11 protein-coding genes are annotated in these 11,909 nt (G+C 33.9%); 8 read left to right on the top strand and 3 right to left on the bottom strand.

Annotated elements, in window-relative coordinates; all coding sequences use genetic code 11:
* Nucleotides 1-74 precede the first annotated feature (74 nt).
* From CN288_RS29785 to CN288_RS21850, 3 genes are all read left to right on the top strand, one after another.
* The gene (locus CN288_RS29785; protein ID WP_255260032.1) at nucleotides 75-383 is read left to right on the top strand and encodes a helix-turn-helix domain-containing protein; all 309 of its coding nucleotides are present in this window, start codon (nucleotides 75-77) and stop codon (nucleotides 381-383) included.
* A gap of 80 nt (nucleotides 384-463) precedes the next feature.
* Complete coding sequence (locus tag CN288_RS21855; protein ID WP_229174826.1) at nucleotides 464-1,423, top strand: IS3 family transposase; 960 nt, start codon at nucleotides 464-466, stop codon at nucleotides 1,421-1,423.
* A 370-nt stretch (nucleotides 1,424-1,793) separates the two neighbouring features.
* The gene (locus CN288_RS21850) at nucleotides 1,794-2,027 is read left to right on the top strand and encodes a YuzF family protein (protein WP_098303093.1); all 234 of its coding nucleotides are present in this window, start codon (nucleotides 1,794-1,796) and stop codon (nucleotides 2,025-2,027) included.
* 61 nt (nucleotides 2,028-2,088) lie between these two features.
* Here CN288_RS21850 and CN288_RS21845 read toward each other — a convergent pair whose 3' ends face one another.
* Nucleotides 2,089-2,364, bottom strand: coding sequence for a hypothetical protein (locus CN288_RS21845; protein WP_098303092.1), 276 nt, complete (start codon nucleotides 2,362-2,364; stop codon nucleotides 2,089-2,091).
* 314 nt (nucleotides 2,365-2,678) lie between these two features.
* Here CN288_RS21845 and CN288_RS21840 point away from each other — a divergent pair, with 314 nt between their 5' ends.
* The 3 genes from CN288_RS21840 to colA all read left to right on the top strand — a co-directional run bounded on the left by CN288_RS21840 (nucleotide 2,679) and on the right by colA (nucleotide 7,734).
* Nucleotides 2,679-3,365, top strand: coding sequence for an IS6 family transposase (locus CN288_RS21840; protein WP_098303091.1), 687 nt, complete (start codon nucleotides 2,679-2,681; stop codon nucleotides 3,363-3,365).
* 190 nt (nucleotides 3,366-3,555) lie between these two features.
* Nucleotides 3,556-4,392: an HAD-IIB family hydrolase gene (locus CN288_RS21835; protein ID WP_098303090.1), complete on the top strand. Its 837-nt coding sequence runs from the start codon at nucleotides 3,556-3,558 to the stop codon at nucleotides 4,390-4,392.
* Nucleotides 4,393-4,854: 462 nt separating this feature from the next.
* Nucleotides 4,855-7,734 carry a collagenase ColA gene (gene colA / locus CN288_RS21830; RefSeq protein WP_098303089.1) on the top strand — a complete coding sequence of 960 codons (2,880 nt, stop codon included), beginning with the start codon at nucleotides 4,855-4,857 and terminating at the stop codon, nucleotides 7,732-7,734.
* Nucleotides 7,735-8,377: 643 nt separating this feature from the next.
* Here colA and CN288_RS28970 read toward each other — a convergent pair.
* Complete coding sequence (locus CN288_RS28970; protein ID WP_176527717.1) at nucleotides 8,378-8,515, bottom strand: hypothetical protein; 138 nt, start codon at nucleotides 8,513-8,515, stop codon at nucleotides 8,378-8,380.
* A gap of 756 nt (nucleotides 8,516-9,271) precedes the next feature.
* On the opposite strand from CN288_RS28970, the gene CN288_RS21820 reads away from it, so the two are divergent.
* Nucleotides 9,272-10,093: a DUF2785 domain-containing protein gene (locus tag CN288_RS21820; RefSeq protein WP_018767881.1), complete on the top strand. Its 822-nt coding sequence runs from the start codon at nucleotides 9,272-9,274 to the stop codon at nucleotides 10,091-10,093.
* A 147-nt stretch (nucleotides 10,094-10,240) separates the two neighbouring features.
* Here the strand turns inward: CN288_RS21820 and CN288_RS21815 are convergent, their stop codons facing one another.
* Complete coding sequence (locus CN288_RS21815; protein ID WP_018767882.1) at nucleotides 10,241-10,498, bottom strand: hypothetical protein; 258 nt, start codon at nucleotides 10,496-10,498, stop codon at nucleotides 10,241-10,243.
* A gap of 119 nt (nucleotides 10,499-10,617) precedes the next feature.
* On the opposite strand from CN288_RS21815, the gene CN288_RS21810 reads away from it, so the two are divergent.
* A partial coding sequence (locus CN288_RS21810; RefSeq protein ID WP_098962727.1) for an IS4 family transposase occupies nucleotides 10,618-11,909 on the top strand: 1,292 nt, incomplete at its 3' end.

Here is an 11,909-nt window from a genome sequence, read left to right as displayed (position 1 = left end):
CCACTTAATTCGTATTTAGTTGAACTGCACCCCAATTGTTAGACACAATTAACAATTGGAGGTGTAGTTTTTTTATGGCAAAGTTTTCATTAGAAGTTAAATTAGAAGCTATTCAGGACTATCTTGAAGGGAAAGAATCTTATAGAGCCATAGGCAATCGAATAGGTACGCATCATAAATCTATTATGAAATGGGTAGGTCTCTATAAAAAATATGGAATAGAGGGTTTGAGATCTAGGTATACAAATTACTCTGTACAATTTAAAATGGACGTACTTAACTTTATGAATGAGACAGGGACGTCTCTTTTAGAAACAGCTGTAATATATAATATTCCGGATCCATCGACTATTTTACAGTGGAAAAAAACTCTAGAAAAATAAGGTATTGACGCCCTTTATTCAAAAAAACGGGGGCGTCCAACGATGAAAAAAGAAACAAAGAAAGAACAGCCCGTAGAAGGATCACAAGAAGCATTATTAGCGGAAATCGAGCGTTTACGTATGGAAAATGCATATTTAAAAAAGTTGAACGCCTTAGTTCAAGAGGAGAGAAAATCTCAGAACGTCAAAAAGCGCAAGTAATTTATGAATTAAGGCATGTTTTTAAGGTAAGTCACTTAGTGAAAATAGCTGAGATTGCGCGTAGTACGTATTACTACTGGGTGAAACAATTTACTCGTCCTGACAAATACAAAGAAGTAAAAGAAATCATTAAACAGATTTTCGATGAACATAAAGGAAGATATGGGTATCGACGCATCACGTTAGAATTAAAAAATCGAAATTACTCAATCAATCATAAAACGGTACGTCGTTTAATGATTGAGCTAGGCTTAAAATGTCTTGTCCGCATGAAGAAGTATCGTTCTTATCGTGGAAATGTTGGAAGAATTTCTCCAAATGTTCTTCAGCGTGATTTTAAGGCTTCTAAGCCTAATGAGAAATGGGTTACGGATGTGACAGAATTCCATTTATTCGGGAAGAAGCTCTATTTATCGCCAGTTTTAGATCTCTTTAATGGTGAAATCATTGCTTATAATATAGAAACACGACCTGTATTTCCACTCGTTACAAAGATGTTAGATCAAGCGTTTGAGCGTTTAAACGAAGGTGATTCCCCTATACTCCATTCGGATCAAGGGTGGCAATATCAAATGACTCGATACCAGCACTTACTTAAAGAACATCAAATTACGCAGAGTATGTCCCGTAAGGGCAACTGTTTAGATAACGCAGTCATTGAAAATTTCTTTGGCTTATTAAAATCTGAATTACTTTATCTACAAGAGTTTGAAAGTATGGAACATTTTACTTTGGAATTAGAAAAATATATTTACTATTACAATCACAAACGTATTAAGACAAAATTAAAAGGATTGAGCCCTGTAGAATACAGGATCCAATCCTTATTAGCTGCTTAGAATATTTGTCTAACTTTTTGGGTTCACTTCAAATATGGAGTGTTTTTGTTGTTAGCAATTTTACTTAACGCACGTATTACGAAAGAATCTCAAAAAAAGTATGAGCAGTACTCTAATAAAGGTTGTATTTAAAATGATACATATCTTGAAAGGAACAACCTGGATGTACATTCAAAGTATCCCTATATCATCACCTATTAACTAGTAAAAGTAACCTTATATAAATAATTTTTTAGCAATTTAGGAATAGAAAACGTACCTTATTAAAATATTATTTTCGCTCATATAATGAATTATCCTTCTAGCATATTGATAAGATTTATATCATATATTAAAAGAAAGAATGTAAGTTAGAAAGGAGTCTTATAGAGTGAGTTATGTGGAGGGAAATGACTTGAGTGAACAAAATATGGTAAGTGTACCTAATCCCTACGTATATCAGACATTACAATCAGCAATTGGTAAACAGGTGTTTATTGAAACTGTAAGGGGTAATGTAAGGGGAAAGTTAAAGGATGTGAAACCAGATCATTTGCTCATTGAAGATACGGTACCGTATATTGTACGCATTCAACAAATTGTATGGATTATGCCAAAACAATAATCAAATTACATCTAATCAGATTTATAAAAAAATAGTGTCATAGACGAAAAAACACAGGGTTTCATCTCTGTGTTTCTTCATATTTTCGTTTTTGAATATATGCTTGAGCATGAATAAGTTCTTCCCGAAGCTCTTTTAATTCTTTCGTAGATTCTGATTCAATAGCCATGTAAGTAGTAACTAAACTGACCATCAAATCCATCTTCTCTACTATATTTTGAATGACTTGTTCAGATTGCTCTTTTTTAGGGTGTTGTATTGCTATTAATACATTTTCTATATAATTATTTTTTCTTTGCTGGATATCATAAATAAACTGTTTTGTGTTTGAGTTCATTTGTTATTCCTCCGTTTTGGATATATTTCTATTCTATCATATTTAAATAGAAAATATTGGATTTTCCTAAATTTACACTTGTCCCGCATATCTCCTCAAATATAAAAATTAATTCCTTAACATCCAAGGAACTAATCGAAATTTGTTAATTTTATGTCTAAACGTACATTAATTAGAGTATTATGAAGAGAGGATCGTTCGTTCAATATAGAGGAGTCTCTGCGTAAGCAGCAATCACATATTCCGTCTGGTTCTGTTGCAAAGTTTTTAAAAGTAAGCTAAACTTTTGCAAAATAGATTGAGGAGAATCATAGATGGGATACTTTAAAGGAAAGCAGTTTAAACAAGATATTATTTTAGTAGCCGTTGGCTATTACTGTCGTTTTTCTTTAAGCTATCGTGATGTCTCTGAAATTCTGAAAGAACGTGGTGTTTCAGTTCATCCTACAACCATCATGCGCTGGGTTCATGAATACGGACACCTGTTCTATCAAATTTGGAAGAAGAAAAATAAGCATGTACATTTATCTTGGAAATTGGATGAGACTTATATCAAAGTCCAAGGAGAATGGTGTTACCTATATCGTGCAATTGATAAAGAAGGGCACACATTGGATATTCAACTTCGTAAAAAACGGGATCATCAGGCTGCCTATGCTTTCATGAAAAGATTAGTAAAACATTTTGGAGAACCAACGGTTCTCACAACTGACAAAGCACCGGTATTACTTTGCGCATTTAACAAATTAAGAAAACAAGGATTTTATCAAACCACAACCCATTGTACAATCAAACATTTAAACAATCGTATTGAACAAGATCATAGGCATGTAAAGAGACGTTTTGCCAAATCCGCAGGATTTCAAAATCTTCGTCATGCTTCACGTACAATAAAAGGTATTGAGACCATTCATGCCCTATATAAACAAAGGCGAAGCCTACAAAGAGACTCCGCCTTTTCAACGTACAATGAACTTCAACAATTACTAGCTACTTCCTAAACATTATTCCTCATTTACCAACCTGTTTATGCTTTTTTCAAACTTTGCAACAGAACCCATTATGTTAACCGAACATGTATATGGTATACATTGTTTCTTGTTCAATTAACTGGCAGTTTAGTTATACAAGTAATTGGATATTTGTGGTAATATAAAGGTGAATGAGAGAAGAATTTATGGAGGTTACTCTATGGACTACAATCTTTTTAGAACTTTACCAGAAATACCAAATCCTAAATACATTGTATTTAGTGATTTTGATGAAACGTACTTTCCTCACCAATTAACCGCCGAACGAAAAAGTCAAATACAAGCATTAGAACAGACTATCGTAGAAAAAAGTAGAGTTTCTGGTTTACTTTTTGGCTTGGTAACGGGTAGTGACATTGAGGCTGTTCTTGAAAAAATGAAGAGGGGTGGATTTCAGTATCTTCCTCATTTTATTGCAAGTGATTTGGGAACAGAAATTCATTATTTCAACAAGTTAAAACAAGGTGAAATTGATAAAGAATGGCTTAGCAGGTTTGATAATGGCAATTACCATCCCGATAAAATAAAAGAGATAGTTGATTTGTTAGCTTCTAAAAATATTGCTTTAGATAGCCAATCACAGATGGGTGCATCAAAATACAAAAGCAATTACTACTATTTCTGCAAAAATGAAGAGGACGATCAATTAAACCTTAACCATATTAGACAAGTTGCTAGTGATTTTAAAATTAGTATAAACATCAATCAATGTAATCCTTTGGCTGGAGACCCAGAGAATGCATATGATATTGATTTTATCCCTTTAGGGACTGGAAAAGACGAGATTGTGAGATATATATTAGCAAAATTTAAGATAGACCGACAAAATGCAATTGCCTTCGGTGATAGTGGTAATGACTTAAAAATGTTACAGGCTGTAAAATTCGGTTATTTACTTGAGAATGCTACAAGTGAGGCGAAAAATGGACATGGACGTTTAACCATAGGTTCTTATTCAGAAGGGATACTTAACACCATTAAAGAGCTAGTTGTGTAGTAGTGATTGGAACCATTTTTTATACGTTTTTAAATTAAATGGTCTTTGTTTGTGAAACAAACGGATGCTAATGTTGAATAAACAAGATACATTAACTTCCGCTTTCGATAATTATGTAAATGAGCTGTCCATATGGGCGGCTTATTGTATTTTTTGCTTAGCGTGGGTTTTTTCCAAAATGCTGGCGGTACCCCATGGCTATCAACTTAAGAATTTTATAACCCCCAAAACGAAAAAATGAGCTGACTTCTCAAGTAACTAACTGTAGAGAAAGAAATTTTTCATTTTGGGGGTACTTCAAAATTTTAGCTTGATGGTCATGTGGTGCTACTCCTAATAGCATTGAGTTTTTATACTTTGTTCATAAATACAAAGAAAAAATATGCAATATTACATATTATAATATCTTGTTATAATAACGTGTTACTCTTTGAGATGGATTACATAAACGGAGGAAATATGATGAACAAGAAATCAAAATTTACCCAAATGATGCTTGGTATTAGTACAATAGCCTTATCATTTGGAAGTATTCAAACACAAGTATCAGCGGAAGAGAAAGCACCTTATAATGTGTTACAAATGAAACCCAATGGGGTAGAGATTTCAAAAGATGGAATTGCACATTCTACAAAAGCGGACGAAACATTGTCTTATGAAGAACGTTTAAAAGTGAACGATTTTTCACAACGTCCAGCTCCAGCCGTGAAACAAGCAGCTTCAAAACAATATCAGCAAAAATATTCTCTGACAGAGCTGAATAGAATGAGTAATGACGAATTCATCGATACATTGGCAAATATTAGTTGGGATCAGATCACAGATTTATCTCAATTTAATCAAGAAACAAAAGCGTTTTATCAAAATAAAGAGCGAATACAGGTTATTATTGATGAATTAGGTCGTCGTGGAAGCACATTTACAAAAGATGATGCAAAAGGGATTGATACGTTTGTTGAAGTATTACGTTCCGCTTTTTATGTAGGCTTTAATAATGAAGAGGTAAGCTATTTAAGTGAACGAAGTCTCCATGATAAGTGTTTACCTGCATTAAAAGCAATTGCAAAAAATCCGAACTTTAAACTTGGTACAGATCCACAAAATACTGTGGTATCTGCATACGGTAAATTAATTGGTAATGCTTCTTGTGATGTTGAAACAGTTCAATATGCAGTGAATATATTCAAACAATATAACGATAATATTTCTACATATGTAAGTGATTCGAACAAAGGACAAGCTGTGTATAGACTCATGGATGGAATTGATCATGATATACAGTCTTACTTGTCTGATACACATAAAAAGGCGGATGAAACTATATGGTATGGGAAAATTGATGGTTTCGTAAATGAACTCAGTCGAATGGCTCTTCTGAATCATATAACAACAGAAAATAGTTGGTTAATTAATAATGGTATTTATTATACTGGTCGTTTAGGGAAATTCCATAGTAACTCAAGTAAACCATTAGAAGTACTTACACAAGCAATGCATATGTACCCTCGCTTAAGTGAAACATATTTTGTTGCGACAGGGCAAATTTCAAAAAACTATGGTGGAAAAGATTATAGCGGAAATACAGTAGATTATGAGAAAATTCGTGAAGAAGGCAAACAGCAATACTTACCAAAAACGTATACATTCGATGATGGTGCGATTGTGTTTAAAACAGGAGATAAAGTAGCAGAAGAAAAGGTAAAGAGACTATATTGGGCTGCGAAAGAAGTAAAGGCACAATTTCATCGTGTAATTGGAAAGGATACAGCGTTAGAGCCGGGGAACCCTGATGATGTACTGACAGTAGTCATTTATAACAATCCAGATGAATATCAACTAAATAACCAACTATATGGATATTCAACAGATAATGGTGGAATTTATATTGAAGAGAAAGGTACTTTCTTTACATATGAGCGTACAACAGAGCAAAGTATTTTTAGTTTGGAAGAATTATTCCGTCATGAATTTACACATTATCTACAAGGAAGATACGAGGTTCCTGGTTTATATGGAAAAGGAGACATGTTTCAAGATGAAAGAATAACTTGGTTCCAAGAAGGAAATGCAGAATTTTTTGCGGGATCCACTCGTACGAATAATGTTGTTCCACGCCCAAGTGTAATTAGAGGTTTATCATCTGATCCTGCGAAACGTTATACAGCAGAACGAACGTTATTTTCGACATATGGAGGATCATGGGACTTTTATAATTATTCTTTTGCACTGCAGTCTTACTTATATAATCATCAATTTGAAACTTTCGATAAGGTTCTAGATTTAATTCGTGCAAATGATGTGAAGAATTATGATGCATATCGTGAAGCTTTAGGTAAGGATCCAAATTTAAATAAAGAATATCAAGACTATATGAAGCAGTTAATTGATAATCGAGATACATATAATACCCCACAAGTATCAGATGATTATTTAGCTGAACATGCACCAAAACCACTAACCGATGTAAAGAAAGACATTACAGATGTAGCAAAGATAAAAGATGCGACAATTACAAAGCATAAGTCTCAATTTTTTGATACGTTTACATTAGAAGGAACATATACAGGTGGCATAACAAAAGGAGAATCTGAAGATTGGAAAACGATGAGCAAGAAAATTAATCAATCTTTAGAACAGTTATCGCAAAAAGAGTGGAGCGGCTACAAAACAGTTACAGCGTATTTTGTGAATTATCGTGTAAATGCGAAAAATCAATTTGAATACGATGCTGTATTCCATGGTGTCGCAACGGGAGAAGAAGAAAAACAAACTGTTAAAGTAAACATGAATGGACCGTACAACGGGAAACCAAATGGAGAAATTCAGTTTCATAGCGATGGTACAGAAAGCACAGGTGGAAACATTGTCTCTTATCTTTGGGATTTTGGAGATGGTACAACAAGTACAGAAGCAAATCCTATTCATGTATATGAAAAAGAGGGGGCATATACCGCAAAGTTAACAGTGAAAGATAATAGAGGAAAAGTAAGTAGAGGACAAACGACAGTCACCTTAAAAGAGGAGGCGAAACCTGATGCAAAGGTAATTCCTTTTAATACGCTTGTAAAAGGAAATCTGAATACTCCTTTTCAATCGGATGAGTACATGTTCGAGGTCACATCTCCAAAAGAAGTAGATATTTCTGTTATAAATGAAAATCAAATTGGGATGCATTGGGTACTTCGTCACGAATCAGATATGAAAAATAATGTCGCTGAGGGCGAACATGATGGAAATAATATAAAAGGGAAATTTGCAGCAAAACCAGGGAAGTATTACTTATCTGTATATAAATTTGATGATGGAGATGGAGACGGAGCTTATTCATTATCAGTAAAATAACCATAGAAGATATACTCACATATTTCTTGTTTTGAATTTATATTTGTAGGAATAGGGATTTGTGTACATGCCCATCAACTTAAGATTTTGAAATATCCCCAAAATGAATTTTTTATTTTTACTTAGCACTATTTTAACACTCTATCCGAGAGAATTTTCCTTCCTCAAGCGTGTGTAGGGCGATATCCCAACGCTAGGTGGGAGATGAATTTCGGTTTGGCATAGCCAAAAGATTTTTGCTAAACTAGACACATGAAGTTCTTTGATAACTTGATATATAAGGTTGCAGGAAGAAAACAAAGTGCGAAAACCAAGCCGTTCGGTTCCTGCGTAAAATATCAACCGTAAAAAAGAACGTCCAAGCGTTGGACACCTAGGGGTGGAATAACCCGAAGTAACGCTCAGGGAGACGAAAGGTCGCTTTCGTCTTGGAACTGAGAAGCCCCCCACTTCAAAATTCGTTAGAATTTAAGTGGCGGGTAGTTCACAGAGTCGTTTCTCTAATACATAGAGAAACTCGGTTTGTTTTTCGCTTTCATCAAGCCGAATATACAAAAAACAAGAGAGCAAATAAAATAGTCTTTTTATCAACATCAAAGAAGGATCTTCAATCGATGATCCTTTTTGTCTATTATAATTGTTTTTAGAATAATCCATGATAAATATATTTAATTACATCCACAACGCTAGGATTTTTTGGCCCTACACCAGTATAAATCATTTCGCTTTTAGCAATATGAAGAAGTAAAGCTAATAATAAAACGATTATCACTGTCGCCACTGCATTAAATATTAGAAGTTTTTTCAACATGTTTTCTCCTTTTAAGTTCAAAATAAAAAATAATAATTACCGTATAGGGGGACAGTCGTAGGCCCATCAACTTAAGAATATTCACGATTCTAAAAGTAAAAACATTATTCTTTCTAAGCAAGCTAGATTATTAGACAGGATAACGTTTTTTGCACTTATAGTTATTAAAATCTCTTAAGTTGATGGCGATGTTTCCATACCCCTATAGGGGTCACCATACATGGCCATCAAGCTAAAGTTTTAATGTACCCCCAAAATAAAAATTTTCTTTCACTACAGTTAATTACTTTGAGAAGTCAGCGGATTTTTTCATTTTAGGGGTCACCATACATTACCATCAAGCTAAGATTTTGAAGTACCCCCAAAACAAAAACTTTATCTCACCACAGTTGTCTATGAGAATCCAGTGCATTTTTTTCGTTTTGGAGAACGATGAGTTTCTTAACTTGATAGCGATGTATGGTGACCCCTTTATCCTAAAATCGGGTGGGGAAGTTTTTTAGATAGCAAGTTTTCGTATAAAATACAATCGAAGGAGGCGGAATTTTATGGATTTTATCAGGAAATAAACCGCTTGGAAATAATTTATTCCTTTCTGCTATTGCGGATTGTCTCTGATCCTATCTGTACCTTATAGTAAGGGAAGAAGGGTACGGAAGAAGCCGTATAGTCAGTAGAAACCCTTGAAAAAGTTAGTTCAGAAAATTTCTAGTAGGAGCGTGTAAAATGAATTTAAAAGAAAAGTTGATATTAATAAAAGAAAATGGGTACCAAGCACCCCCCGATATATTCCAGTTGATACTAGAAATGATAAATAACATCGGTTCTTTGGATGCCCAACTACGTGATGAGCTAATTTATACAACCTTATCACATTGGATTCCTGATAATTCTCTAACAGCAAACGAACTAGAACAACTTCTACCGGTTGTTTTGGATAAAAACCATTTGCTTTTTAAGCTTGGTGAAACAAATACAGACTCTGTCTTCACTCGATCTTTCTCCATGCTAGTCATACCGCTCCTCTTCATGAGGCATAGAGAATCACCATTTCTCTCAAGAGAGCAAATTCATCAGATAAAAGAGAAAGTATTTTACAATGTACAAGAAGAGCGAGATTACCGTGGGTATGACGAAGAAAAAGGCTGGGCTCATGCTATAGCCCATGCAGCAGATGCTTTAGAAGATTTGGCTCAATGTTCCGAACTGGATAAAAATGACCTCTTAACTATCCTCGATTTGGTTTACGAAAAGATGACCATAACAGATCGAATTTACTCCGATGGGGAAGATGAGAGAATGGTAAAATCCATAATTAGTGTTTTAAATAGAAAAATACTTAGTCAGACTTATGTAGAGCAATGGATTCAAAGTTTTGGTGATGTGGAGAAAAATTCAGAATTTCTCCCTGCCTTTAAGCAAAAAAATAATATAAAGAATTTTTTGAAAAGTTTATACTTTCGAGTTAAATTTTACAAAGTGGATGCCGTTCTATGCTCGACTATCGAGCATACATTATATAAAGTAGAAAAAGTATACTATTCCTAATTAGGCGTACCACCCACATTTTAACGAGAATATACTCTAAGCAAATTTGGACATAAAAAGAGTCAATCTTCTACTTCAAGAAAAATTTATTCCTTTTAGCGATATATAAAATAGCATCCCATTCTATTAAGAATGAGATGCTACAATTTAATTTGTAGTATTTTTTTGATTCACATTATAATTTCTAACAACAGGCAATGAAAATACCATAACGGCTGCAGAAATTTCTAACACCCCTGCATATATAAAGATAGTATTTGGCTCTATCCACTTCATTAAATAACCAGCGATAGCCTGTGAAATCGGAATAGATCCAGACATAACTAAAATAAGTATACTGATAACTCGTCCGAAAATTTTTGGCGGAATAATTGTATGATTTACACTTGGAGCAATAACATTCACTGCAGTTTCTAATAGGGGTCACCATACATTGCTATCAATCTAACAAAACAAAATACCCCTTAAAGTGTAAAAATACGCTATTCTTTCTGTAGAATCATAGGAAAGGATGGCGTTTTTGTATGAATCTATCGATTCAAGATGAGTTTCATTTGTTCGCTGAAGAACTACAGCGATATCTATCTCCACATATTCTTCGACAACTTGCACAAGAGACAGGTTTTGTAAAACGTAAAAGTAAGTATGGCGCACAAGATTTGGCTGCTTTATGTATTTGGATCAGTCAACATGTAGCAAGTGATTCTCTCACTCGATTATGTAGCCAGCTTTATGCAAATACAGCTACACTTATGAGTCCTGAAGGACTTAATCAACGTTTTAATCGGTGCGCTGTTTTATTTCTACAGCGTATATTTTCCCTTTTAATCAAAAGCAGACTAAACGATTCGTCTCAAATCCAAAACCAATATACTTCTTATTTTCAACGTATCCGTATTTTAGATGCTACTATTTTTCAAGTCCCAAATTATTTGGCTCACATTTATCCCGGTTCAGGAGGGTGTGCACAAACAGCCGGCATTAAAATTCAACTAGAGTATGATTTACATAGTGGGAAATTCCTCAATTTTCAAATGGAACCAGGTAAAAATAATGATAAAACCTTTGGTACAGAGTGTTTGGATACATTATGCCCAGGCGATTTGTGTATTCGAGATTTAGGATACTTTTCTCTAAAAGATTTAGACCAAATGGATCAACGAGGTGTATTCTATGTTTCACGGTTGAAATTAAATAATAGAGTATATGTAAAAAATGAATCTCCAGAATTCTTTCGGAATGGGACAGTAAAAAAGCAATCTTTATATGTTTTGCTTAACCTTGAAGATATTATGCATCAAATAAAACCAGGAGATACTTATGAGATTCGGAATGCCTATATTGGACAACAAAAATTACCCTCACGAGTTGTAATATACAGACTTACATCCACTCAAATTCATAAACGTAGGAAACAACAAACTTATGTTGAAAAGAAAAAAGGAGTTACATACTCTGAAAAAAGTAAACGTTTAACAGAAATCAATGTTTATATTACCAACATACCATGGGAAATTGTTCCGATGGAACAGGTTCATGATATCTACTCACTACGTTGGCAAATAGAGATTGTATTTAAAACATGGAAATCTCTTTTTGGTATCAATCATTGTCACAATATTAAGCGAGAGCGTCTAGAATGTCATCTTTATGGGCAGCTAATCGCTATTTTTCTTTGTTCTTCCACTATGTACAAAATGCGACAGCTGTTACTACAGAAAAAACAAAAAGAATTAAGTGAATATAAAGCAATTTATATGATTCAAGATCATCTGTACTTAGTATATGAAGCTATACAAAACATACTAAGATTAGT

Source organism: Bacillus sp. AFS023182 (genome assembly GCF_002560575.1).
Classification (GTDB): Bacteria; Bacillota; Bacilli; order Bacillales; family Bacillaceae_G; genus Bacillus_A; species Bacillus_A arachidis.
The sequence above is the reverse complement of the archived record's forward strand: the minus strand, read 5'-3'. Positions and strand labels throughout refer to the sequence as shown.

Coding starts and splice junctions, on each gene's coding strand:
- CN288_RS29785 (WP_255260032.1), top strand. CDS start 75: ATGGCAAAGTTTTCATTAGAAGTTAAATTAGAAGCTATTCAGGACTAT.
- CN288_RS21845 (WP_098303092.1), bottom strand. CDS start 2,364: ATGAACTCAAACACAAAACAGTTTATTTATGATATCCAGCAAAGAAAA.
- CN288_RS21840 (WP_098303091.1), top strand. CDS start 2,679: ATGGGATACTTTAAAGGAAAGCAGTTTAAACAAGATATTATTTTAGTA.
- CN288_RS21835 (WP_098303090.1), top strand. CDS start 3,556: ATGGACTACAATCTTTTTAGAACTTTACCAGAAATACCAAATCCTAAA.
- colA (WP_098303089.1), top strand. CDS start 4,855: ATGAACAAGAAATCAAAATTTACCCAAATGATGCTTGGTATTAGTACA.
- CN288_RS21820 (WP_018767881.1), top strand. CDS start 9,272: ATGAATTTAAAAGAAAAGTTGATATTAATAAAAGAAAATGGGTACCAA.